At 64.7% G+C, this 24,252-nt stretch carries 21 protein-coding genes, 1 tRNA gene and 2 pseudogenes; 16 read left to right on the forward strand and 8 right to left on the reverse strand.

Going from position 1 to position 24,252, the window contains the following annotated elements:
• Window positions 1-70: 70 nt before the first annotated feature.
• The 4 genes and pseudogenes from HNQ71_RS12355 (at window position 71) to HNQ71_RS12370 (ending at window position 3,054) form a co-directional block, all read left to right on the forward strand.
• A complete protein-coding gene (locus HNQ71_RS12355) occupies window positions 71-691 on the forward strand; it encodes a 2,3-bisphosphoglycerate-dependent phosphoglycerate mutase (protein ID WP_184872842.1) in 621 nt (206 codons plus the stop codon).
• A gap of 130 nt (window positions 692-821) precedes the next feature.
• Window positions 822-906 (forward strand) — tRNA-Leu (locus HNQ71_RS12360).
• Window positions 907-1,055: 149 nt separating this feature from the next.
• A pseudogene (locus HNQ71_RS12365) lies at window positions 1,056-2,746 on the forward strand (FAD-dependent oxidoreductase).
• A complete protein-coding gene (locus HNQ71_RS12370; RefSeq protein WP_184872843.1) occupies window positions 2,746-3,054 on the forward strand; it encodes a UBP-type zinc finger domain-containing protein in 309 nt (102 codons plus the stop codon). Before HNQ71_RS12365 ends, HNQ71_RS12370 begins: the two are co-directional and overlap by 1 nt.
• A 91-nt stretch (window positions 3,055-3,145) precedes the next feature.
• Here the strand turns inward: HNQ71_RS12370 and HNQ71_RS12375 are convergent, their stop codons facing one another.
• Together HNQ71_RS12375 and HNQ71_RS12380 are read right to left on the reverse strand one after the other, a co-directional pair.
• Window positions 3,146-3,319 carry a hypothetical protein gene (locus HNQ71_RS12375; RefSeq protein WP_184873365.1) on the reverse strand — a complete coding sequence of 58 codons (174 nt, stop codon included), beginning with the start codon at window positions 3,317-3,319 and terminating at the stop codon, window positions 3,146-3,148.
• A 117-nt stretch (window positions 3,320-3,436) separates the two neighbouring features.
• A complete protein-coding gene (locus tag HNQ71_RS12380; protein WP_184872844.1) occupies window positions 3,437-3,919 on the reverse strand; it encodes a DUF2127 domain-containing protein in 483 nt (160 codons plus the stop codon).
• Window positions 3,920-3,957: 38 nt separating this feature from the next.
• On the opposite strand from HNQ71_RS12380, the gene HNQ71_RS35670 reads away from it, so the two are divergent.
• Window positions 3,958-4,251: a hypothetical protein gene (locus HNQ71_RS35670; RefSeq protein WP_343068156.1), complete on the forward strand. Its 294-nt coding sequence runs from the start codon at window positions 3,958-3,960 to the stop codon at window positions 4,249-4,251.
• A 12-nt stretch (window positions 4,252-4,263) separates the two neighbouring features.
• Window positions 4,264-4,500 (forward strand): annotated as a pseudogene (locus HNQ71_RS35675) (phosphatase PAP2 family protein); the annotation flags it as partial.
• 50 nt (window positions 4,501-4,550) lie between these two features.
• Here the strand turns inward: HNQ71_RS35675 and HNQ71_RS12390 are convergent.
• The 3 genes from HNQ71_RS12390 to HNQ71_RS12400 all read right to left on the reverse strand — a co-directional run bounded on the left by HNQ71_RS12390 (window position 4,551) and on the right by HNQ71_RS12400 (window position 7,340).
• Window positions 4,551-4,931: a YkvA family protein gene (locus tag HNQ71_RS12390; RefSeq protein ID WP_184872845.1), complete on the reverse strand. Its 381-nt coding sequence runs from the start codon at window positions 4,929-4,931 to the stop codon at window positions 4,551-4,553.
• 87 nt (window positions 4,932-5,018) lie between these two features.
• Window positions 5,019-5,198: a hypothetical protein gene (locus tag HNQ71_RS12395; protein ID WP_164548818.1), complete on the reverse strand. Its 180-nt coding sequence runs from the start codon at window positions 5,196-5,198 to the stop codon at window positions 5,019-5,021.
• Window positions 5,199-5,315: 117 nt separating this feature from the next.
• Window positions 5,316-7,340 (reverse strand): BTAD domain-containing putative transcriptional regulator, encoded by a 2,025-nt coding sequence (locus HNQ71_RS12400; RefSeq protein ID WP_184872846.1) that lies wholly within the window; start codon window positions 7,338-7,340, stop codon window positions 5,316-5,318.
• A 213-nt stretch (window positions 7,341-7,553) separates the two neighbouring features.
• Here HNQ71_RS12400 and HNQ71_RS12405 point away from each other — a divergent pair, with 213 nt between their 5' ends.
• From HNQ71_RS12405 to HNQ71_RS12435, 7 genes are all read left to right on the forward strand, one after another.
• On the forward strand, window positions 7,554-8,642 hold the full coding sequence (locus HNQ71_RS12405) for a PLP-dependent cysteine synthase family protein (RefSeq protein WP_184872847.1): 1,089 nt from the start codon (window positions 7,554-7,556) through the stop codon (window positions 8,640-8,642).
• 12 nt (window positions 8,643-8,654) lie between these two features.
• Window positions 8,655-10,139: a pyridoxal phosphate-dependent decarboxylase family protein gene (locus HNQ71_RS12410; protein ID WP_184872848.1), complete on the forward strand. Its 1,485-nt coding sequence runs from the start codon at window positions 8,655-8,657 to the stop codon at window positions 10,137-10,139.
• Between the two features lie 28 nt (window positions 10,140-10,167).
• On the forward strand, window positions 10,168-10,545 hold the full coding sequence (locus tag HNQ71_RS12415) for a hypothetical protein (protein WP_210333869.1): 378 nt from the start codon (window positions 10,168-10,170) through the stop codon (window positions 10,543-10,545).
• 350 nt (window positions 10,546-10,895) lie between these two features.
• Window positions 10,896-11,267 carry a hypothetical protein gene (locus HNQ71_RS12420; RefSeq protein ID WP_184872849.1) on the forward strand — a complete coding sequence of 124 codons (372 nt, stop codon included), beginning with the start codon at window positions 10,896-10,898 and terminating at the stop codon, window positions 11,265-11,267.
• Window positions 11,268-11,437: 170 nt separating this feature from the next.
• Window positions 11,438-12,064 carry a CDGSH iron-sulfur domain-containing protein gene (locus tag HNQ71_RS12425; RefSeq protein ID WP_184872850.1) on the forward strand — a complete coding sequence of 209 codons (627 nt, stop codon included), beginning with the start codon at window positions 11,438-11,440 and terminating at the stop codon, window positions 12,062-12,064.
• Window positions 12,065-12,331: 267 nt separating this feature from the next.
• Window positions 12,332-14,374 carry a hydantoinase/oxoprolinase family protein gene (locus HNQ71_RS12430; RefSeq protein ID WP_184872851.1) on the forward strand — a complete coding sequence of 681 codons (2,043 nt, stop codon included), beginning with the start codon at window positions 12,332-12,334 and terminating at the stop codon, window positions 14,372-14,374.
• A gap of 229 nt (window positions 14,375-14,603) precedes the next feature.
• Entirely contained in the window at window positions 14,604-16,772 is a 2,169-nt protein-coding gene (locus HNQ71_RS12435) for a malate synthase G (protein WP_184872852.1), read from the forward strand.
• 74 nt (window positions 16,773-16,846) lie between these two features.
• Here the strand turns inward: HNQ71_RS12435 and HNQ71_RS12440 are convergent, their stop codons facing one another.
• The 3 genes from HNQ71_RS12440 to gshB form a co-directional block, all read right to left on the reverse strand.
• Window positions 16,847-18,376 carry a YifB family Mg chelatase-like AAA ATPase gene (locus HNQ71_RS12440; protein WP_184872853.1) on the reverse strand — a complete coding sequence of 510 codons (1,530 nt, stop codon included), beginning with the start codon at window positions 18,374-18,376 and terminating at the stop codon, window positions 16,847-16,849.
• Between the two features lie 244 nt (window positions 18,377-18,620).
• Window positions 18,621-19,211, reverse strand: coding sequence for an NAD(P)H-dependent oxidoreductase (locus tag HNQ71_RS12445; protein WP_184872854.1), 591 nt, complete (start codon window positions 19,209-19,211; stop codon window positions 18,621-18,623).
• A 234-nt stretch (window positions 19,212-19,445) separates the two neighbouring features.
• Window positions 19,446-20,387 carry a glutathione synthase gene (gene gshB, locus HNQ71_RS12450; RefSeq protein WP_184872855.1) on the reverse strand — a complete coding sequence of 314 codons (942 nt, stop codon included), beginning with the start codon at window positions 20,385-20,387 and terminating at the stop codon, window positions 19,446-19,448.
• Between the two features lie 240 nt (window positions 20,388-20,627).
• On the opposite strand from gshB, the gene HNQ71_RS12455 reads away from it, so the two are divergent.
• From HNQ71_RS12455 to HNQ71_RS12465, 3 genes are all read left to right on the forward strand, one after another.
• A complete protein-coding gene (locus tag HNQ71_RS12455; RefSeq protein WP_246461481.1) occupies window positions 20,628-21,914 on the forward strand; it encodes a glycosyltransferase family 2 protein in 1,287 nt (428 codons plus the stop codon).
• Window positions 21,911-22,309: a GtrA family protein gene (locus tag HNQ71_RS12460; protein WP_184872856.1), complete on the forward strand. Its 399-nt coding sequence runs from the start codon at window positions 21,911-21,913 to the stop codon at window positions 22,307-22,309. The genes HNQ71_RS12455 and HNQ71_RS12460 overlap by 4 nt, the downstream gene beginning before the upstream one ends.
• Before the next feature lie 101 nt (window positions 22,310-22,410).
• Window positions 22,411-24,237 (forward strand): GtrA family protein, encoded by a 1,827-nt coding sequence (locus HNQ71_RS12465; protein WP_184872857.1) that lies wholly within the window; start codon window positions 22,411-22,413, stop codon window positions 24,235-24,237.
• Window positions 24,238-24,252: the final 15 nt, after the last annotated feature.

A 24,252-nucleotide genomic window follows, 5' to 3' on the forward strand; every position in this document is an offset into this window, starting at 1 on the left:
TGTTTTAACGCAATTCCGGACGGAAAACCGATTCACACTTTTCCTGGAATTGCTCTTGAAGGGAGCAAATATGTCGAGAACCCTCGTGCTCGTGCGCCACGGCCAGAGCGAATGGAACCTGAAGAACCTGTTCACCGGCTGGCGCGATGTGGACCTGACCGAGCAGGGCCACGCGGAGGCCAAGGCCGCAGGCCAAAAACTCAAGGCGCGCGGCCTGAAATTCGACATCGCCTTCACCTCGGCGCTGATCCGGGCGCAAAAGACCTGCCAGCACATTCTCGACGCCGTCGGCCAGAGCGATCTGACAACCATCCGCGACCAGGCGCTGAACGAGCGCGACTATGGTGATCTCTCCGGCCTCAACAAGGACGATGCACGCAAGAAATGGGGCGAGGAGCAGGTGCATGTCTGGCGCCGCTCCTACGACGTGTCGCCGCCCGCCGGCGAAAGCCTGAAGGACACCGGCGCGCGCGTCTGGCCCTACTACCTGCACGACCTGCAGCCGCACGTGCTGCGCGGCGGCACCGTGCTGGTCGCCGCGCACGGCAACTCGCTGCGCGCGCTGATCATGGCGCTGGACGGCAAGTCGGGCGAGGAGATCGTCAAGCTGGAGCTCGGCACCGGCGTGCCGGTCATCTACACGCTCAACGCCGATTCCACGGTGGCTTCCAAGGAAGTGCTGGAAGGCTGAGCCGGCAAGCAGCAACCCATTCTTGATTGGGCATGATCTCTTCCGAAAACCGGTTCCCACTTTTCGGGATCATGCTTTGAAAAAAGCGCGTTGACACACATCGCTTGCCCGCTTACATGAGCCCGCACCAGCCCAGATGGCGGAATTGGTAGACGCGCACGGTTCAGGTCCGTGTTCCGCAAGGAGTGGAGGTTCGAGTCCTCTTCTGGGCACCAAATTCCCGTTTCGAACCATTCGACGGTTCAGAAACCCAAAGAAAAAGCCCGGTTCGCCCGGGCTTTTTCTTTGCCGCCAACCTCTCCTCCCGGCTAGGCACTCAACAAACCGCTTCAAACTCCGCGCCCGCTTCGCTACGCTCCAACCCATGTCTCAAACCACCAACCCGATCTTCGGCGCCCGTCGCGATCAGGCGTTCCCAAAGCTGTCCGAAGCCGACATCGACCGCATGCGCCGGTTTGGCGAGGCCAGCGTCTATGCCGATGGCGAGCGCATCGTCACGGCCGGCGATGTGGCGCCCGGCCTGATCGTCGTCCTGTCGGGCAAGGTCGACATCATCCAGGATAGCGGGCTCGGCCGTCGCGAAACGATCGTCACGCACGGTCCGGGCAGCTTCGTCGGCGAACTGGCCCAGCTTTCGGCCCGCCCCTCGCTGGTGGATGCGCAGGCCGCCGAGCCGGTGGAGGCCTTCGTCATCGCCTCGCAGAGGCTGCGCGACCTGATGGTGCAGGAGGCCAGTCTCGGCGAGCGCATCATGCGGGCGCTGATCCTGCGCCGTGTCGGGCTGCTGGAAAGCGCCACCAGCGGGCCGATCATCATCGGACCCGTCAACAATGCCGACGTCTTGCGGCTGCAGGGGTTCCTGGCCCGCAGCGGGCAGCCGCACCGCGCGCTTGATTCAGACAGCGATCCCTGCGCCAAAACCCTGGTCGAGCGCTTCGATGTCGACCCTCACCATCTGCCGATCGTGCTGTGTCCCAATGGCCGGTTGCTGCTCAATCCCGGCGAGAAGGACCTCGCCCGCTGCATCGGCCTGCTGCGGCCGATCGATGCTTCCAGGCTATACGACGTCGCCATCGTCGGCGCCGGACCGGCGGGACTGGCGGCGGCGGTCTATGCGGCCTCCGAAGGTCTGTCGACGATCGTGCTGGATTGCCGGGCATTCGGTGGACAGGCCGGTGCCTCCTCGGCATCGAGAATTATCTCGGTTTCCCAACCGGCATTTCGGGCATGGCTCTGATGGCGCGCGCCTACAACCAGGCGCAGAAATTCGGCGTTGAAATGGTGATACCCGACGAGGCGAAGCTGCTGAGCGCTGGGACCGGCGGTGCCCGCTACACCCTGGATGTCGGCGATGGCGAGACCGTGCGGACGCGCACCGTGGTGATCGCCAGCGGGGCGCGCTACCGCCGCCTCGATGTCGCCAATCTGGCGCAGTTCGAAGGGACGTGCGTGCATTATTGGGCCTCGCCGATCGAAGCGCGGCTTTGCCAGGGCCAGGAAGTTGCGCTGGTCGGTGCCGGCAATTCAGCCGGACAGGCGGCGGTCTACCTGGCCAGCCATGTGCGCAAGGTGGCGCTGCTGGCGCGTGGCAGCAGCCTTGATGCCAGCATGTCGCGCTATCTGGTCGAGCGCATCAAGGCGCAGCCGAACATCGAGGTGCTGACCGGGACCGAGGTCGAGGCGCTGGAAGGCGACGAAGGCAATCTCAGCACGGTGCGCTGGCGCAACCGCGCCAGCGGCGTGGAAACGACACGCCCGATCCGCCATCTCTTCCTGTTCATTGGCGCCGACCCGAATACGGACTGGCTGGCGCACTGCAACGTGGCGCTGGATGCCAACGGTTTCGTGCGCACCGGATCCGACCTGGGATCGGCGCATGGCGTGATGGAGACGAGCCGCAGCGGGGTGTTTGCCATCGGCGACGTTCGCGCCGGATCGGTCAAACGCGTCGCGGCGGCCGTCGGCGAGGGTGCCCAGGTGGTGGCGGCGTTGCACGCCTATCTCGCGCAAGACGGCAGCCACACCGTCGCGCCTCAATTGATCGGGAGAGTGTGATGGCGGATGAATGCAGACATGCGGGTGACATCAAGGACGTGACGCCGAGCGCGCTCGGCTGCGAGGAGTGCCTGAAGAGCGGGTCGCAATGGGTGCATCTGCGGCTCTGCCGCACCTGCGGCCATGTCGGCTGCTGCGACGACTCGCCCAACCGTCACGCCACCAAGCATTTTCACGCCACCCGTCATCCGATCATCGAGGGCTACGATCCGCCGGAAGGCTGGGGCTGGTGCTATGTCGACGAGGTCTTTCTCGACCTCGGCGACCGCACCACGCCGCAGAACGGTCCGATCCCGCGATTCTATTGAGCCAGCGCCGGGCGCAGCGGGGCCAGAGTCCCAAAAGAAAAGCCCGGTTCGTCCGGGCTTTTTGGCCGACAGTCGGTGGTCCGGAGCGCGATCAGTCGCGCTTTGGCGACGCCGGCGCCGGTTCCTGATTGTCCACGCTGTTCTCGTTCACCTGGAAGGCTATTCCCTCAACCTTCCTTTTCTTGAGGGCGTCGCCGGTCTTTGGTTGCGGTGGCCTGTCCGAATTTGGCGCGGTGTTCTCGTTGACGTCGAGGGCTCTGGTCATCATGTCCTCCAGTTGCTGTCCTGGAACACAATGTTCGGCGGTGCACGGGGTTCCCGGCAAAACAGGCGCCCGTCGCGACCGGGCCTCTGCAAACGGGCCAGGCCGGCAGTCCGGCTGTCACGCCGGCCTGTGCTGTCGCAAGACCCTCCACTCGTGCCAGATCAACACCATGACGACCGCATCGAAGACGGTGAGGATGAGCAGGCCGACCGAATGAGTGTATGAGTAGCGGTAGAGCTGATAGACCATGAATGCGCCCAATGCCGCGAGCGATGCCGGATACGACCAAAGCTTGCCCCGCAAGAGCCCGACAACCAGCAGCAGCTTTATCAGGCCGTGGCTGAGCAGGTAGAAAGCGTAGAATTCCTTGCTGGCTATCGAAAAATGGCTTGCCATCTGCGACAGATGGCCAGCTATGAAATCGTTCGGGTCTTCGATCAATTCCTCTGCGGTGAAAGCATTGACCCAGGAGACGATGGCATCGGTGGTGACGACATAAAACAGAATCCCCCCGATGCATTCGATCAGGGCATGCGCGCCCTTGAGCCAGACGCCGACTTCGAAGATCTGATGGATACGGCGTTCATCGACGGCCTTCAAAAATTCACCTCACGATCAATCACGGAAACCGACGCCAAATGGATGCTGCGTTAACGCACTGGATAAACGCCGCGGCCGGCATCAGCCCCGTTCTTGATAAAGCACTGATCGGCGTCTCACAAATCGGCGTTCCCCTCATGGTGCTGGCCGTGGTCCTGCAATGGTGGGCTAAGGTCGATCGCTACCATGTTCGTCACGCCGCGGTGTCGGCCGGCCTGGCGTTCCTGGTGGGTCTTGCAATCAACCAGTTCATTCTTCTGTTCGTGCATCGGCTACGGCCCTACGACGTCGGCGTGACGCATCTGTTGATTGCGCCCAGCGCCGACTGGTAATTCCCGTCCGATCACGCGACGGCTGCCGTTGCGATCGTTGCGGCCTTCGCGATGCAAGGCCTTCCGCGCCGGACGATTGCGCTTCTCGTGATGGCATTGCTGATCTGCTGGTCGAGGATCTATATCGGGACGCACTACCTGACCGACGTTGTCGGTGGGGCCATCACCGGCGTCCTGGGTGCGATCGTGGTCAGGCTGGTTTACCGCGAGAACTCCCGCCTGGACAAACTGGTGACCAAAATTCTTTAGGGCAAGCACTGCTCGATTGACCGGTGAGCAGTTCCAACCAAGGCGCGACTTCACAATCTGCCAGCGAAATATCGATATCCCAGCCATCCCGCCAGCGCGACCGAAGCAACCCAGATACAAGCGATGACCACCGCGGCGCCGCGGCTCACGGGCCTGTCAACGGCAAGGGCGGCCGCCGCCCTGTGTTCCGCCATCACCTCAGGCGGGATCATCTTGACCACGGCGAGGACGCCCAGGGGGACCAGGATCGCATCGTCGAGGTAGCCAATCACCGGGATGAAATCGGGTATCAGGTCGATTGGGGATAAGGCGTAGCCCGCGACACACACGGCAAGCGCCTTGGCATACCATGGCGTTCGGGGATCGCGCGCGGCGAGATAGAGCGCATGCACGTCGCGCTTGATTGTCCGTGCCCATTCCTTCAGTGCCATGGGACGACTTTAGCGCCAAATGGCAACGCGCCGATAGCGCACGCCAAGTGCGGCCCTTTCCTCCTTGCCGATCGCCCCGAAGCCGCTCTATCGCACGGAACCTGTGACGGTCGGGTCGATCGTGCTGGGAACCGATTTGCGTTCGTTGCCGGCAAGCGCGGCTATGATCAGCAGGCTGGCCACAACCGGCACGAACAGGATGGCAACGCGGGCTTGCACGTAGAAGATGGCGCGCCATTCGTTGCGCTTGTCGGGGCTGTTGCTCATCATACTCACTTTGTCAGACCTCCCGGGCGTGACATAGCCGGGAACCGTTAAGCAACTCCTTCCGACTTTGTTAACCCGGCGGAATTGAGGCGAAGTTCCGGGTCCTGATCCTCGGTTTCAGCCCAGCCCGAGCCGTCTGGCGCCTTGCCGGAACAGTGCCGCGGCATCCGGCTCGAAGCGGAAGGTGCCGATGAAATCGTCGCTTGAATAGTTCGGCAATGTCTTGCGGATGGCGGCGGCAAAGCCGCGCGCCTCGTCGAGCCGGCCCGCCAGCGCCAGGCAGTGCGCGGCTATCGCCAGGATGATGGCGTGGGCGTTGGGCCGCGCCGCTGCCTTCAGCGCCCATTCGGCCGCCTCCTCGAACTGGCCGAGCCGGACATGCGCCATCGCCCGCGCCCCCAGCATGCCGAACAGCAACGGGTCGAACGGGCTGAGATGGCGCGAATGGTCGGAGGAGCCGATCGCCGCCTGCGGGTCGCCCGACTGCGACTGGACGAAGGACAGCGCGTAGTGGCCGAGCGCGAAGTTGGGGCTGAGGTCCACCGCCCGTTCCAGTTCGAGCAGCGAACCGTCCTGTTCGCCGCGCAGCCACAGTGCCCGGCCCATCGCCCAGTGCGCGGCTGGATTGTGGTCGTCGACCAGCAGGCTGTGGCTGGCGCTCTCGAAGGCCAGCGCGCTTTCCCGGTCGCGGTCGCCCCAGCGCTGGAAGGCGTTCTGCCAATGGGTGAAGGACAGGCCGGCATAGGCGCGGGCAAAGGTCGGATCGAGCCGCAAGGCCATGTCGAAGAAATGCCTCGCCTGCTCGTTCTCGACCTGGGTGAAGCGGTACATGTGCCAGAGGCCGCGATGATAGGCCTCCCAGGCGTTGAGCGAATTGGGCGCCTTGAGCATGGCGCGGTTGCGCTCGACCGTTTCGATCTCGGCCGAGATCGACGAGACGATGCTGTTGCCGATATCGTCTAGCAAGCCGAAGATGTCGTCGGACCGGCGCTCGAACGTCTCGGCCCAGACGATCCTGGCCGTGCGCACCTCGATCAGTTCGACGCTGACAATCAGGCGGCCGGGCGGGCTGCGCACTGTGCCGGTGGCGACATAGTCGACATTCAGCCGGCGGCCGGCATCCTCGGGCGCGATGCCCTTCTCGGCCAGCGCAAACACCGAACCGCGCGCGATGACGAAGAAATCCCTGAGCTTCGCCAGGCGGGTGATGATGTCGTGGGTAAAACCGTCGGCAAGCCCACCACGCGCGCCGCCGGTTTCCTCGACAAACGGCATGACGGCCAGCGAAGCGTGGCTCGGCTCGACCGGGCCGGTATCGCCGGCTGCGACGACCAATTGCGATACCGCGGACGGGCCGGCCGGCGGCGCCCGCTGCAAGACGGCTGGCCGTTGCTCACGCATCGCCCGCCAGGCGGCATTGACCGGTCCGAAATCGATTGCCTCCGACTGAAACAACTGTTCTGCCGCCGCCAGATGCTGCTCGGCCGCGCCGATCTCACCGTGCTCCGCCAGATTGGCCAGCAACGCCAGATGCGCGCGCGTGTCGAACGGCGCCAGTTCGACCCATTTGTCGAGATGCGCGGACACATCCGGGGTGTCAGCCGGATGGTTTGCGACAAGATGCTCCAGCACGGCGACGTGGCATGAGTGAAAACGGCGGCGTTGAGCGACCAGCCAGTTGTTGAAATGCGGGCTGCGTTCAAGCTCCAGCCCGTCGAGGAAATCGCCGGCGAACAGTTTGGCCAGCGCCCGCAAGCGCTCCACATCGAGGGTGCCGATCCCTTGCGCCGCAGCGTCGCTGACCTCCAGCGCATCGACCAGGCAATCGCTGAGATCAAGCGCGACCGTGTCGCCTTGCGTGGAGACGCGGCGCCGATCCGGCTCGTCGAGCGCGCCGCGCAGTTTGCTGAGGCACCAGCGCAGCTCGCCGCGGGGATCGTTGGGCACGTCCCACAACAGCTCGCACAGGCGACCGCGGCCGACGGCGTGCGGCGCCAGCGCCAGATAGGCAAACAGCGCGCGCAGCTTGCGTGAGGCCGGCAGCGCCACCGCAACGCCGTTGCGGGAGATCGTCAGCGTTCCAAGCAGGCGCACGGACAGGCCGGTCGCTTGGCCCTCCAGTCTCGATCGGGTGGATTCCACGTGCGTTTCCACGCCTGCTCCCACGCTGGCCTGTCGGCCCTTGCTGTATCACCGAAACCGACAAAACGCATCCGGCGGCGTATTCCGTGCCGGATGCCGCCATTGCCGCAATGCCGGCATGTCTGTCCTAGCGCGGCCAGGTCTCGAAACCTCGCCGCCCAACCCGCCGGTTTGTAACCGGCTCGTGATGGCAAACGATCGAGGAGATCAAAGATGTTGCAGAAGCAGAAAATCCGGACCACCGCCGGGCGCGGCCGCCTGTTCGACAGCATTCTCGACACCGTCGGCGACACGCCGGTGGTGCGTATCAACAATCTCTCGCCGGCCCATGCAACGATCTATGTGAAGGCTGAGTTCTTCAATCCGGGCGCCTCGGTGAAGGACCGCCTGGCGCTCAACATCATCGAGGCGGGCGAGCGCAGCGGCGCACTGAAGCCGGGCCAGACGGTGGTCGAGGCGACCAGCGGCAACACCGGCATCGGGCTGGCCATGGTCTGTGCGCAGAAGGGCTATCCGCTGGTCGTCACCATGGCCGACAGTTTTTCGGTCGAGCGCCGCAAGCTGATGCGCATGCTGGGCGCCAAGGTGGTGCTGACGCCGCGCGCCGAGAAGGGTTTTGGTATGTACAAGAAGGCGGTGGAGCTGGCCGAGGCCAATGGCTGGTTTCTCGCCCGCCAGTTCGAGACGGCGGCCAATGCCGCCATCCACGAGGCGACCACGGCGCGCGAGATCATCAATGATTTTGCCGGTTCGCGGCTCGACGGCTTTGTCACCGGCTATGGCACCGGCGGCACGGTCGTCGGCGTGGCGCGCGTGCTGCGGCGGGAACGGCCGGAGACACGCGTCGTGCTCTCCGAGCCGGCCAACGCGCAGCTCATCGGCAGCGGCAAGGCGCAGCAGCGCGGCGCCGACGGCGCTCCTGCCGCCACCCACCCGGCCTTCGAGCCGCACCCGATCCAGGGCTGGACGCCGGACTTCATCCCCAACGTGCTGCAGGAAGCGATCGACGCCAGCCTCTATGACGAGGTGATGCCGGTTGCCGGGCCTGAGGGCATCAAATGGGCCAAGGCGCTGGCACGCCAGGAAGGCATCTTCACCGGCATTTCCGGCGGCGCCACCTTCGCGGTAGCGCGGCAGGTCGCCGAACGGGCGCCGGCCGGCGCGGTGATCCTGTGCATGCTGCCCGACACCGGCGAACGCTACATGTCGACGCCGCTGTTCGACGGCATCGAGGCCGAGATGGATGCCGACGAGATCGCCCTGTCGCGCTCGACGCCCGGCTGCCAATTCCCGGCGGCTTGACGGAGACAGATCATGGACATGGTGCAAGAAACCCTTGGCGTGACCGAGGAAACGCTTGACCCCCAGGACTGGGCCGATGTGCAGGCCCTGTCGCACCGGGTCATCGACGATGCGGTCGATTATCTGCGCGACGTGCGCGACCGCCCTGTCTGGCGGGAGATGCCGGCGGATGTGAGAGATGTCTTCGCGGCACCCCTGCCGCGATCACCGTCGTCCCTTGCCGCAGTATATGACGAGGTCTCGCGGAGCGTGATGTCCTATCCGATGGGCAACATCCATCCGCGCTTCTGGTCCTGGTATATGGGGTCGAGCAACTTCACCGGCGCGCTCGGCGATTTTTTGGCGGCAATCCAGGGCTCCAATCTCGGCGGCGGCAACCACGCCGCCGGGCTGATGGACAGCCAGGTGGTGAATTGGTGCAAGCAGATGCTGGGTTTTCCCGCTTCTGCCGGCGGCACGCTGGTTAGCGGCGGCTCGATGGCCAACATCATCGGGCTGACCGTGGCACGCAACGTCAAGGCCGGCATCGACGTTCGCCAGCATGGCGTTGCCGCCATCGAGAAGCCGTTGCGCTTTTACGGCTCGGACCAGATCCACTCCTGCCACCGCAAGGCGATGGAAGCGCTCGGCCTCGGCAACCGGGCGCTGCGCCGCATCCCGACCGATGCCGGCCTGCGCATGGACATCGCCGCCTTGCGCGCAGCGATCGCCGAGGACCGCGCCGCCGGATTCAAGCCGGCCTGCGTCATCGGCACGGCCGGCACGGTCAACACCGGGGCGATCGATGATCTGCGGGCGCTAGCCAAACTGGCGCATGAGGAAGACCTCTGGTTCCATGTCGACGGCTGCATCGGCGCGCTGATCGCCATTGCACCCGACAATGCCCATCTTGTCGCCGGCATCGAATGGGCCGATTCGGTTGCGCTCGACCCGCACAAATGGCTGCACGCGCCATTCGAGGTCGGCTGCGCCCTGGTCAGGGATGCCGTCGCGCATCGCAAGACCTTCGCGGTGACGCCGGAATACCTGGAATCGACCCCGCGCGGTCTCGCCTCCGGCGAATGGCTGCACGACTACGGCCTGCAGACGTCGCGCGGCTTTCGCGCGCTCAAGGTGTGGATGGCGCTGAAGGAGCATGGCGCCGACAAGTTCGGACGTCTGATCGACCAGAACGTAGCGCAGGCGGGTTACCTCGCCGGGCTGATCGAGGCCGAGCCGGAACTGGAGCTGGCAGCATTGCCGACGATCAACATCGTCTGCTTCCGCTATCAGCCGGGCCTCGCCGGCGAGGCGCCGAAGGCGCTCAACACCGAAATCATGCTGCGGCTGCAGGAAGAGGGCATTGCAGCACTCTCCGACACTACCGTACATGGCCAGCACTGGCTGCGCGTGGCGATCACCAACCACCGCACCCGGCGCGAGGATCTCGACCTTCTGGTGCGTCAAGTGACGAGGCTTGGACGGCAGATCGCGGCGGAGCATCCTGCGGCTTTCTAGTTCCCGGCAGGCATGCGATTCTGGCGCCATGATTCGGGAGATCGAGACCGTGACGCTGTTTGGCATGGCCGCCCTTGCTGCCTTGGTCTTCACCACCTCGGCCGAGGCCGCCGAGATGGCCTTCTTCGTCAAGAACCTGCGCAAGGAAGCGGTTGCGGTCGAGCTGTTCAGCCGCGACCGCGAAACCGTCTGGCCGGGCAACGATCAGGTATTCCTGATCGACCCCGCCTCACAGAAATCGGTGCCGCTCTCCTGCAATCAGGGCGAACACATCTGCTACGGCGCCTGGGTCAATGGCAACGACAGCATCTCCGCCGGCGTCGGACCGGACAACGATCAGCTCTGCGACACCTGCTGCTTCATCTGCGTGGAACACACGACCGAGACGATCGATCTGGTGCCCTAAGGTGTGTCGATATTCAGGTGATGCCGGCCTGCAAACGGCGGCTTCCTGCGCTTCCGGTGCTCACGTACCCAAACGTACGCTCCGCTCCGGTTCTCGGAAGCCACCATTTTCGGCTCGGCCTGACCCGAATCTCAACACACCTCAATGCATGTCGTCCAAAGCATGTCCTCGAGCTTGACCCGGGGATGCTCAGCGGTTTTGGGAGGACGACATGCGTAAAAACAAAGGCTTGGAGCAGTCGGGCCCAAATTTAGTCAGGGATCGGTTCAGCCGACCCACTTCCGCGATTCATTGCAGCGTGCCATGGTCGCCCCGCGGCCGGGTAGGCCGTGTCTTTCCAGGGGGTTACCATGTTTCATACCTATGCGCGCCGCACGCTGGCCGCGCTGTCTCTCGCCATGCTGGTCGTGCCGTCGGCACATGCCGGCGACGTTACCTTTGCCATCAAGAACAGCCACCCCAATGCCATGCGCCTCGAGCTTTACAGCCAGGACCGCGACTATGTCTGGCCGGGCAACAACCAGGATTTCTACCTCAATGACGGCGAGACCAAGTCTTTGCCGATAACCTGCAACGAAGGGGAATCGATCTGTTACGGCGCCTGGGTCGATGGTGACGAGGAGACCTATTGGGGCGTCGGCCCCGGCAACAAGGAAAAATGCGAGGACTGCTGCTATACCTGCAGCGGCGGCGAGACCGAGGAAATCGATCTGGTCCCCTGACCGGTTTGCCAGCTTGACGGTTTTCCTGCTGGAGCCGTACAGCAACTCCAGGAAAAGTGTGAAGCGGCTTTCCGACGGAATTGCGCTAAAACATAGCCTGCACAAATACCCAAAGCGCGCCGCGTCTGTCCGTCTGGATGCGACGCGCTTCAGGCAACAGGAGCGTAGCCATGGCCGGTATGGTCGAAAGCGACAAGATCGACGTCGGGTTCTCCGGCAAGCGCTGCATTCATTCGCGCAACTGCGTGCTCGGCGACCCGCATGTCTTCGTGCCCAACGCGCCGGGCCAGTGGATCCATCCCGAGGCGGCCAGCGTCGAGAAGATCGTCGCCATCGCCGAAAGCTGCCCCTCTGGCGCCATCACCTATATCAGGAAGGATGGCGGGCCGCAGGAACAGCCGCCGGTGGTCAACACCGTGCGCCTGCGGGAAAACGGTCCGCTGGCCGTGCATGCGGAGATCGTGCTCGACGGCGAGACTTTTTACCGCGCCACGCTCTGCCGCTGCGGCGCTTCGGAAAACAAGCCGTTCTGCGACGGCAGCCACACCAAATCGGGCTTTGCCGCCACCGGCGAGCCGCCGCTGAAGGACACGCCGGCGCTGGAAGTGCGGAACGGTCCGCTCAAGGTCACTCCGACGAAAAACGGCCCGCTCCAGCTGGAGGGCAATCTGGAGATCGTCACCGGCACCGGCCACACCGTCGACCGCACGACAGTCGCGTTCCTCTGCCGCTGCGGCCACTCGGCCAATAAGCCGTTTTGCGACGGGACGCACAAGAAGGTCGGGTTTGTGGGCTAAGATATCGATATTCAGGTGAGACCGACCTGCAAACGGCGGCTTCCTGCGCTTCCGGTGCTCACGCACTTTAAGTACGTTCTGCTCCGGTTCTCGGAAGCCACCATTTTCGGCTCGGCCTGACCCGAATCTCGACATCTTAGCAGAACTGCCAATCCCCCTGCGGGAGATGGGAACTCCGTCTTGGCCCAGCGCTCGCGTCTTTATCGGCCGCTCCGTATCGGCTAAGGGCAGGGAAACAAAATTTACCCAGCCGGACCACCATCAGAAATGACCGTCAAGACCAAGCCAAAGCCGCTGTTCCTCGGGATCGACACCGGCGGCACCTACACCGATGCCGTGCTGTGGTCCGAGACGGAAGGTAGGCAAGAGGGGCCGAACAAAGGCAAGGTGCTGGCCAAGGCCAAGGCGCTGACCACGCGGCATGATCTGGCCGTCGGCATTTCCGGCGCGGTCGATGCGGTGCTGCAGAAGGCCGGCACCGATCCGGCCGCCATCAAGCTGGTCTCAATGTCGACGACGCTCGCCACCAACGCGTTGGTCGAGGGCCAGGGCGGCCGCGTGGCGTTGGTGATGATCGGCTTTTCAGAGGCCGACCTTGCCCGTGACGGACTCAAGGCTGCACTCGGCACCGACCCGGTGGTGTTCTGCCCCGGCGGCCATGACGTGCATGGCAATGCGGCCAAGCTCGACCTGTCGGGGCTGGAGGCAGCGCTGCCAGAACTCGGCGTGTCGGTCTCCGGCTTTGCCGTCTGCGCCTATTTCGCCACCCGCAATCCGGCGCACGAGATCGCCACCCGCGAGCTGATCCGCGAAAAGGCCGGCCTGCCGGTCACATCAAGCCACGAGCTGTCGGCCAAGCTTGGCGGCCCGCGCCGCGCGCTGACCACGCTGCTCAACGCCAGGCTGATCTCGATGATCGACCGGCTGGTGGCAGCAACCGAAGGCTTTCTCGAACAGCGCAACATCGCCGCACCGCTGATGGTGGTGCGCGGCGACGGTGCGCTGGTCTCGGCGGCTTTTGCCCGCCAACGGCCGATAGAGACCATCCTGTCCGGCCCCGCCGCTAGCCTGGTCGGCGCCCGTCACATGACCGGGCTCGACAATGCCATGGTCTCCGACATAGGTGGCACCACCACCGACGTCGCCGTGCTTGACAAGGGCCGGCCGCGCCTCGATCCGGAAGGCGCCACCGTCGGCGGCTTCCGCACCATGGTCGAGGCGGTGGCCATGCGCACCTTCGGCCTCGGCGGCGATTCCGAAGTGGCGCTGGAGGATGGCGCGCTCAACCCGAAAATCCTGCTCGGGCCGCGCCGCCTGGTGCCCTTGGCGCTGGCGGGGATGGCCCATGGCGCGGCCGTCACGGCGGAACTCGAACGGCAATTGCGGGCGCCCAATCCCGGCCGCATGGACGGCCGCTTTGCGGTGCGCACCGGCGTGCCGGACCGGCTTGCCGCTGGACTGACCGGCGCCGAAGCGCGGCTCTACGAGGCGATCGGGGCCGTGCCGCTCGCCGTCGACAGGCTTTTGACCTCCAACGCGCAGAACGCGACCTTGAACCGGCTGGTGTCGCGCGGGCTGGTGCATGTCGCCGGCTTCACCCCGTCGGACGCCGCCCATGTGCTGGCCAAGCAGGCGAACTGGGATCCGGTCGCCGCTCGCCTCGGCGCCGAACTGTTCGCGCGCAAGCGCGACGGCCGCGGCCAGCCCATCGCCGCATCGCCGGAGGTGATCTCGGAGCGCGTGCTGGTGACGCTGACACGCTGGTCGGCGGAATACATCCTCGAAACCGCCTTTGCCGAGGACGGCCTCGATGGCGCGTCGACGGTGGCGCATGCGCTGGTGCAGCGCGCCGTCGACTCGCACCCCGGCATTGCCCGGCTGAGCGTCGCGCTCGACCGCCCGGTCATCGGCCTCGGCGCCTCCGCACCGCTGCACTATGCCGGCCTGCCGCCGCTGATCGGCAATGAGTGCGTGGTGCCGGAGGACACCGACGTCGCCAACGCGCTCGGTGCCGTCGTCGGCCAGGTCAGGGTGTCGGCCGAAGCGCGGGTCAGCCAGCCCAAGGAAGGCCTGTTTCGTCTTGCCTCGGGTGAAACCGTGCGCGATTTCCTCGACGAAGCGGCGGCGATCGCGGCGGCGGAAGCCGATGTCCGCGCCATCGTCGCCCAGCGCGCCAGGGATGCCGGCACCGACAGCGCCGAGATCGAGGTCGCGACCGAATTCCGCGTCTCCACCGTCGAAGCCCAGCGCATGTTCATCGAGGCGCACGTGGTGGCGGTCGCTTCGGGAAGGCCAAGGATTGCGGTGTAGATTCAGGTGAGGCCGGCCTGCAAATGGCCGCTTCCTGCGCTTCCGGTGCTCACGTACCCAAAAGTACGCTCCGCTCCGGTTCTCGGAATCCACCATTTTCGACTCGGCCTGACCTGAATCGCGCACGCCGTATGAAGCGATGTAAATGCCCACCTTCACCCTAAGCTGAATTGACCCGGCAAACCTGACATGCCAAAGGCCCGCAAAGCCTTTCATCTGGAGAAGCCTGATGACCGATCGCATCGAGATCGCCGGATTGCGGATTGCCCGCGAGCTGCATGATTTTGTGGCTGGCGAGGCGCTGCCCGGCACTGGCATCGAAGCGGCCGGCTTCTGGAACGGCTTCTCGGCCATCGTCCATGATCTGGCACCGAAGAACTGGGCGCTGCTGGCAAAACGCGACGCCATGCAGGAGAAGCTCGACGGCTGGTATCGCGACCATGGCGGGCCCATCGACCCGGAGGCCTACAAGACCTTCCTGAAGGAGATCGGCTATCTCGTCCCCGAGGGGCCGGCCTTCAGCGTGTCGACCGAAAATGTCGACCCGGAAATCGCAGTCGTTGCCGGCCCGCAACTGGTGGTGCCGGTGATGAATGCCCGCTACGCCCTCAACGCCGCCAATGCGCGCTGGGGTTCGCTCTATGACGCGCTCTACGGCACCGACGCCATTCCCGAAACCGGCGGTGCAGCGAAGGGCAAGGGCTTCAACCCGGCGCGCGGCGCCAGGGTCGTCGCCTGGGCTAAGGACTTCCTCGACCAGTCGGTGCCGCTCACCTCGGGCAAGTGGGCGGGCGTCAACGGGCTTTCGTTTGTCAACGGCGTGCTGCGGCTGGGCGAGGGTGCCGGTGTCACGACACTCGCCAATATCAAGCAATTCGCGGGCTATCGCGGCGATGCCGCCAATCCGGATGCCGTGCTCCTGGTCAGGAACGGCCTGCACATCGAGATCGTCATCGACCGCAACAACCAGATCGGCAGGACCGATCCGGCGGGGATCGCCGATGTCATCCTGGAATCGGCGCTGACCACCATCCAGGATTGCGAGGATTCGGTCGCGGCGGTGGATGCTGAGGACAAGGTCGTCGTCTACCGCAACTGGCTCGGCCTGATGAAGGGCGATCTGGCCGAAGAGATCACCAAGGGCGGCAAGAGTTTTGTCCGCAAGCTCAACCCCGACCGCGCCTACACCGCGCCCGCCGGCGGCACGCTGACAGTGCCAGGCCGCTCGCTGATGCTGGTCCGGAATGTCGGCCATCTGATGACCAATCCGGCGATCCTTGATCGCGACGGCAACGAGGTGCCCGAAGGCATCATGGATGCGGCGATGACGGCGCTGATCGCGCTGCACGATGTCGGGCCAAACGGCCGCCGCGCCAACTCCCGCGCCGGCTCGATGTATGTCGTAAAGCCCAAGATGCACGGGCCGGAGGAAGTCGCCTTCGCCGTCGAGATCTTCGACCGCGTCGAAGCTCTGCTCGGCATGCCGAAGAACACCATCAAGATGGGCATCATGGACGAGGAGCGGCGCACGACCGTCAACCTCAAGGAGGCGATCCGCGCCGCCAGGGAACGCGTTGTGTTCATCAACACCGGCTTCCTCGACCGCACCGGCGACGAGATCCACACCTCGATGGAAGCCGGCCCGATGATCCGCAAGGGCGACATGAAGCAAGCCGCCTGGATCTCCGCCTACGAGGCCTGGAATGTCGACACCGGGCTCGAATGCGGGCTAGCCGGCCATGCCCAGATCGGCAAGGGCATGTGGGCGATGCCGGATTTGATGGCGGCGATGCTGGAACAGAAGATCGCCCACCCCAAGGCCGGCGCCAACACCGCCTGGGTGCCATCGCCGACGGCGGCCACGCTGCATGCCACGCACTACCACAAGGTCGATGTCCACGCCGTGCAGGCGGCGCTGAAGAACCGGCCCAAGGCCAAGCTCGACGATATCCTGTCGGTGCCGGTGGCGGTGCGCCCGAACTGGACTCCCGACGAGATCCAGCGCGAGCTCGACAACAACGCGCAGGGCATTCTGGGCTATGTCGTGCGCTGGATCGACCAGGGCGTCGGCTGTTCGAAAGTGCCCGATATCAACGACGTCGGCCTGATGGAGGATCGCGCCACGCTGCGCATCTCCTCGCAGCACATCGCCAACTGGCTGCACTACGACGTTTGCTCGCGCATCCAGGTGATGGATTCCCTGCGGCGCATGGCAGCTATCGTCGACCTGCAGAATGTCGGCGACCCGCTCTACCGCCCGATGGCGGCCGACTTCGACAGCTCCATCGCCTTCCAGGCCGCCTGCGACCTGGTGTTCAAGGGCCGCATCCAGCCCAACGGCTACACCGAGCCGGTGCTGCACGCCCGGCGGCTCGAGCTGAAAGCCAGGCAGGGGTAGCTTGAAACGACCATGGGACCGTGGATATTTCGCCAGGATGGCGTCGACGGTGGTCCCAAAACGGCGTCCGAGACTCACGCCGCCTGCGCCACGCGCTCCGAACTCATGCGGTAGGAAATCGCCTCGGCCAGGTGGATGCGGCCGACGGTTTCGCTGGCGTCGAGATCGGCCAGTGTGCGCGCCACCTTCAGCACGCGATGATAGGCCCGCGCGGAAAAGCCGAGCTTTTCGCTGGCGTCCTTGAGCAGCGACAGGGCGGCGGCATCCGGCATGGCGATCTCCTCGATGACCGCCGGCGCGCAATGCGCGTTGGTGGTGGCGCTGACGCCGAGCCGTTCGAAACGCTCGCGCTGGATGGTGCGGGCGCGCGCCACCCGCAGCGCCACGGAGGCACTCTTCTCCGCCCGGTCGGGGCGGATCAGGTCGCTGGCCGAGACCGCCGGCACCTCGATCCTGAGATCGATGCGATCGAGCAGCGGACCCGAGATGCGCGCCTGGTAATCGGTGCGGCAACGCTCGCCGCGCAGACAGCGATAGCCCGGTTCGCCGGCCATGCCGCAACGGCAAGGGTTCATCGCCGCGACCAGCTGGATGCGCGCCGGATAGGTGACGCGATGGTTGGCGCGCGCGATCATGCAGTCGCCGGTCTCGAGCGGCTGGCGCAGCGCGTCCAGCGTTTGCGGCGTGAATTCGGGAAACTCGTCGAGGAACAGCACGCCGTGATGGGCGAGCGACACTTCGCCCGGCCGGGCGCGGATGCCGCCGCCGACCATCGCCGCCATCGAGGCCGAATGGTGCGGCGCGCGGAACGGCCGCCGGTCGGTCAGTTTGCCTTCGCCGATTTCTCCCGCCACCGAGGCGATCATCGAGACTTCCAGAAGCTCCTTAGGCGCCAGCGGCGGCAGGATCGACGGCAGCCGCTGCGCCAGCATCGACTTGCCCGATCCCGGCGGCCCGATCATCAAAAGGTTGTGCCCGCCGGCGGCCGCCACTTCCAACGCCCGCTTGGCGGTCTCCTGGCCCTTGATGTCGGCAAGGTCGGGCAGGTCGCGCGCCGAGGCGTGGATGCCGGCTTCGGGGCGCGACAGGACCTGCGTGCCGCGGAAATGATTGGCGATCGCAATCAGGCTGCGTGGCGCCAGAATGTCGAAATCCTTGCCGGCCCAGGCCGCTTCCGGCCCGCAGGCGAACGGGCAGATCAGGCCCTTGCCCTCGGCGTTGGCGCCGATTGCCGCCGGCAAGGCGCCGGCCACCGCGGCAATCGTGCCGTCGAGCGACAATTCGCCTAGCACGACATAGCCGGCCAGCATGTCGCCCGGAATGGCGCCCAGTGCCGCCATCAGGCCAAGCGCGATCGGCAGATCGTAATGGCTGCCCTCCTTGGGCAGGTCCGCCGGGGCCAGATTGACGGTGACCTTCTTCGACGGCATCGACAGGCCCGAGGCATGCAGGGCCGCCTGCACCCGCTCGCGGCTTTCGGCCACCGCCTTGTCGGCCAAGCCGACGATATGCATGTTGACCTTGCCGGGCGCGATCATCACCTGCACGTCGACCGGCACGGCCTCGATGCCCTGGAAAGCGACCGTGCGAACCCGCGCCACCATTTTATGCCCCCGGATAGTGGTTCGCTTATGCCTTGGCGATCAGGGCGCGAGCGAGATCGGAGAAGACAACCACAGATTTTGGAGTTAAGCAAGAACATTACAAGAACATATGGTTGCCTCACATACGGTGAAGAATGCTGCCGGCCAGGACGCGCCGTTCAAAGGTTGGGCTTCTATCGAAAGCTTGGGCGCCCCCTTCGTCGAAGGATCGCTGGCATGGAAGATGAGATGCCGGCGTGGATGGCTAGAATTTGTCGAAGAGGCGCTCCACCTTGCGGGCGAACATTTCCCTCTGGTGGTCGGAGATGCTCTCGACAGAGTATCTCGTCAGATAGAGGTGCTTCACGTTGCGGCCGCACATGGTCTTGAGGCCTCGCAGCAGCACCTTCCTCCCTGGGTTTTGCATGTACAGTTCGGTATACCACCACGGCGAGCCGCATGTGGTAACAACCCCCATCCGCCGGATGTTCAACAGCGCCGGCTTGATCACGCCACCGTCTGCCGGCAACTCGTAAGCCACCCCTGGTCGCCAAACTCGATCAAAATAACCCTTCAAGATCGCAGGCATGCCTGACCACCACGTGGGAAAGCAGAAAACGCAGGCTTCCGCCCATCTCAACGCGTCGATGTAAATCTGCAAATCGTTGGGTGCCTGGGCAGGATCAAAGTGGCCACGTCTTTCTTCGGCATGCATCACAGGATCGAACTTCATCTGATGGAGATCGAAATCGACGACCTCGTCACCCCTGGCCTTCAGGGTCTGAACGAGGCGTTTGTGGAGCGATGCCTGGTAGCTGTCTGCAAGTGGATGCGCGCAGACGACATTGATTTTCATGGCGTGAGCCTTCAGGCTTCGAACTACACGCACATATTAGCTGCCGCGCAACCAATGGGAAACAGCAAGGTCAGTGGTTGGGAAGAAAGCCCATCGCCAGTGTCGATCCACAGTGGGCCGATACACCAGACTGATCAAATCAAGAACATTGCAGGAATACCCAGCCGCACCGGTCGCGGCCGGGTTGTGCCCGGTTGAAAAAGCGGAACATGGTTAAGACAAAATGAAGACGGCTTACTTCCGCTTGTTCTCGACCGCGTCCCAGAACAGGCTGGCGATGTCGGCGCCGCCAAAACGCCTGACTTCGCGCACGCCGGTCGGTGACGTCACGTTGATCTCGGTCATGTAGTCGCCGATGACGTCGATGCCGACGAGGATGAAGCCGCGCGCTTTCAGCGCCGGGCCGATGCGGGCGCAGATTTCGCGCTCGCGCGTCGTCAGCTCGGTCTTTTCGGCACGGCCGCCGACATGCATGTTGGAGCGGGAATCGTGCTCGGCCGGCACCCGGTTGATGGCGCCGACCGGCTCGCCGTCGATCAGGATGATGCGCTTGTCGCCCTTGCGCACATCCTTCAAATAGCGCTGCACGATATAGGGCTCGCGGAACATCTCGCCGAACATTTCGAGCAGCGAGGCGAGGTTGCGGTCGGCCTCCAGCATGTGGAAGATGCCGGCGCCGCCATTGCCGTAGAGCGGCTTGATGATGATGTCGCCGAACTCCTTGCGGAAGGCGGCGACTTCGAGCGGATCCTTGGTGATCAGCGTGTCCGGCATCAGGTCGGAAAACTCGGTAACGAAGATCTTTTCCGGGCTGTTGCGCACCCAGGCCGGGTCGTTGACCACCAGCGTCTTCGGGTGGATGCGTTCGAGGATATGCGTGGTGGTGATGTAGTTCATATCGAAGGGCGGATCCTGGCGCAGCAGGACGACATCCATTTCCGCCAGATCCGTGCGCACCTTCTCGCCCAACGAATAGTGGTTGCCCTTCTCGTCGCGCACCTGCATTTCCTCGATGCGGGCAAACACCTTGCCGTCGCGCAGCGACAGCCGGTCGGGCGTGTAGTGGAACAGCTGATGGCCGCGCCGCTGCGCTTCCAACGACAGCGCGAAGGACGTGTCGCCGGCGATCGACACGGTGGAGATGTGGTCCATCTGGACGGCGATTTTCAGCTTCATGGCAAGTCTCCGGCGGCTCGGATGGTCGACTGTCTTGCCTGTACAGGCTCGCTGACCGTCTGCCAATCGCGACATTTTGAAGATTGGCATCAGACAACCGCAAGGCCAACCCTGCCTTCCGATTGGAGACAAGGCGAGGCTGGGCGTCATCGCTTTCTTAAGCCTTGCCGTGCAACGGTAAGCCCCGAATGCGCCCGGCCGAACTGACGCAGCGCCGGGCACTCGATGGAACAACGACCCATGAACGCCGTCACCGCCATCCGCGCCACCGCAACCAAACAGCTCGAACTCACCATCCTCATGCCGTGCCTCAACGAGGCCGAGACGCTCGCCGTCTGCATCGGCAAGGCGAAAACTTTCCTCGACGAAGCGGGCATCTCCGGCGAGGTGCTGATCGCGGATAATGGCAGCACCGACGGATCGCAGGCGATTGCCGAAGCGGGAGGCGCCCGTGTCGTCCCGGTGGCCCAGAAAGGCTATGGCGCGGCCCTTTTGGGCGGCATCGCCGCCGCCAAGGGCCGCTTCATCATTATGGGCGACGCCGACGACAGCTATGATTTCGGCGCGCTGGAAGCTTTCGTCGCGCGGCTGCGCGACGGTGCCGACCTGGTCATGGGCAATCGCTTCCAGGGCGGCATCGAGGCCGGCGCCATGCCGCCGCTGCATCGCTACCTCGGCAATCCGGTGCTGAGCTTTGTCGGCCGCCTGTTCTTCCGCATCAAGACCGGCGATTTCCACTGCGGCCTGCGCGGCTTCAATGCCGACAGCATCAGGAAGCTCGACCTGCAGACGACCGGCATGGAATTCGCCAGCGAAATGGTGGTGCGTGGAGCCCTTGCCGGCCTGCGCATCGAGGAAGTGCCGACCACGCTCAAGCCCGACGGCCGCAGCCGGCCGCCGCATCTCAGGACCTGGCGCGATGGCTGGCGGCACCTGAAGTTCCTGCTGGTCTACAACCCGCGCTGGATGTTCTTCATCCCGGGCACGGTGCTCGGCGGCCTTGGCCTGTTGTTCGCGGCGCTGCTGGTGTTCGGGCCGCTGCGCGTGATCGACAATCTGTCGCTCGACCTCAACACCTTCGTCGCCGCCTGTTTCATGGTCGTCACAGGCGTCCAGCTCATCACCTTCGGCGCCATTTCGCGATACTACGCCGAGATAACCGGCATCCTGCCGCCAAGCCGCCGTTCAGACTGGCTGACCAGAACCATCAGCACCGACCGTCTCGCCGCCAATGCCGGCATCTGCTTTGCCGGCGGTGTGCTGTTCTTCGGCTATGCCGTGGCACGCTGGGCGCATCTCGGCTTTGGCCCGCTGAACGATTCCGAAATCCCGCGCATCGTCGTGCTGGGCCTGAGCCTGATCGTCATTTCCTTCCAGGTCTTCTTCTCGGCCTTTCTGCTCGGTGTCCTGGAAATACCGGTCAAGCGGCTGAAGTCTGGCCGGACCGGTCAATCGGGTGAACTGCCGGCCAATGAGTTGCCGGCCAGTGAATCGCCGGCTAACCAACTGCCGGCGCGCGACGCATGAGCGAAGCATTGCCGGTCTTTGTCCGGACGCGCCTGTTCCGGTTCCTGACGGTCGGCGTCGGCGCCGCATTGCTGCTGTTCGTCCTGTCGTGGCTCCTTGTGACGCTGGGCTTTTCGCCCTTCATCGGCAGTGTCGTCGCCTATGCGATCACCTTCGTTGTCGCCTATAGCGCGCAGCGCGGATGGACATTCGGCGGCCAGCACGATCATGCCAGCGCCATGCCGCGCTATCTTGCGCTGCAGGTCGGATGCGCGCTGTTTTCGGGCCTGGTGTCGCATCTGGCGGTCACCCGTTTCGGCATGTCGGCGCTTGCCATGTCGGCGCTGATGACGGTTGCCGCCAGCACGGTGAGCTACATTCTGTCGTCGCTGTGGGTGTTTCCGGCGCGCGATTGATGCATGGCGCCCGAAAGTGGCGCAAAATCGCCCCGCTTTACGCTTTGTGAAGCGGCCGGCGCTAGCGTGCGCCGGATAGACACAGGCTGAAAGCCCACTCCATGACCACCGCACATACTGCGATGCTTTCCAAAGACGGGGCACGCGCCTCCTGGCGAGCGGACCTCATGCTGGCGCTGCTTGCCACGCTCGGCTTCCTTGTCGTCAACGCCTGGGCGGGCTTCCCGGCGCTGACCAATGCCGGCGGCGACAATGACGATCTGCTGCGGCTGGTCGAAGTGCGCGACCTCCTGGCCGGCCAGGGCTGGTTCGACCTGCATCAATACCGGATGGGCCTGGAAGGCGGCTTCGTCATGCATTGGTCGCGGCTGGTCGATGCACCGATCGCCGCCATCGTGCTCGGCGTATCGAGCCTGACTGGCAATACCCTGCTTGCAGAGAACGTCGCGCAGGTGGCGTGGCCGGCGCTGCTTTTCGGCCTGACCATGGTCTTCATCATTCGCGCCGCGCGCAGCTTTGCCGGCGATGGCGCGGTGCTGCCCGCCCTCATCGTCGGCGCGGCGGCGCTGTATTTCATCGGCATCTTCGAGCCGGCCGCGCTCGATCATCACAATATCCAGCTGATGCTGACCGTCGCCAGCCTGAGTTTCCTGCTCGAAGCGCCCGTGCGCAGGCCGGCGGCGTTCCTTGCCGGCCTGTGCGCCGCGCTGACTCTGGCCGTCGGCATGGAAACCGCCCCTTATGTTGCTGCCATCGGCGTCTGCGTGGCGACGCTGTTTGCCTTTGACGCATCAGGCGAAAGACTGATCGCCAGGGATTTCGGCCTTGGCTTTGCCGGCGTCGCGGCACTTGTCTTCGTCGCCACAGTCCCGCTTTCGGCCTGGGGCCAGGCGCAATGCGATGCCTTCTCGACGATGCAGTTCGTCGTCGCCGCCCTTGCCGGAACCGGCCTTGCGGCGATCGCCTCGCTCGAAGCGTCCGGGCGCGGGCAGCGTCGGCTGTCGCTTGGCGTGCTCGGCGTCGCGCTCGGCGCGGTCCTCCTTCTGCTGTTCCCGCAGTGCCTCGCGTCTCCCTATGCCGGGCTCGATCCGCGCCTGAAGACGTTGTGGCTCGATCATGTCGACGAGGCGCAGTCGCTGTTCCAGCTCGCCGCCCACGATCCCGCCGAGCTGGCGGCGCGCTATGCCACGCCGCTGGTGGCGCTGGTGCTGATGGCATTGCGCCTGCGCCGTGGCGGCTGGCGGCGCCAGGACAGCCTCGTCGCCACGCTGCTTGTTGTGGCGTTCCTCGTCAGCGTCTGGCAAGTGCGCGGCTCGACATTCTCGATTGTCTTCGCGGTGATCCCGCTGTCGGCCTGGATCGCCAAATGGCGGCAGCGGGCCGAAACCAGCCCGTCGCGCGGCTCGGTGCTGCGGATGGCCGCGGCCTGGCTCATCTCGGTGAACTCGATCTGGTCGGGCGCCGCCCAGGCGGCGTCGGCGGCGTTCGCCACCGGTGTAAAAATCACCAGCGACGCCAGTGTGGGCGCGAGCGTCGACCCGTCTTGCCAGGCCAAGGCCACCTTCGCCACACTCGGCAGGCTGCCCGATACCACCGTGCTTGCCGTCTCCAATATCGGATCACCGATCCTGGTGTACTCCGGGCATCGCGTGTTCGCCGGGCCCTACCACCGAAACGTCGCGGGAGACCTGCTTGCGCTCGACGCTTTCCTTGGTTCCGATGCGCAAGCCAGGTCGATCGTCGGCGATCATCACGTCGGCCTTGTCGCGCTGTGCCGCGGCAACTCGGAAAGCCAGCTACTGGCCTCCACCGCGCCGGACGGCTTTCTTGCCGGGCTGATGCGCGGCAACGTGCCGGAATGGCTGGAGCCGATCGCGGACACGAAGGGCGCCTCGCTCGAACTCTATCGTGTCCGGCCCAAGGGCTGAAGATGGCCTGAAACA

This window comes from Mesorhizobium sangaii (genome assembly GCF_014207355.1).
GTDB lineage: Bacteria > Pseudomonadota > Alphaproteobacteria > Rhizobiales > Rhizobiaceae > Mesorhizobium > Mesorhizobium sangaii.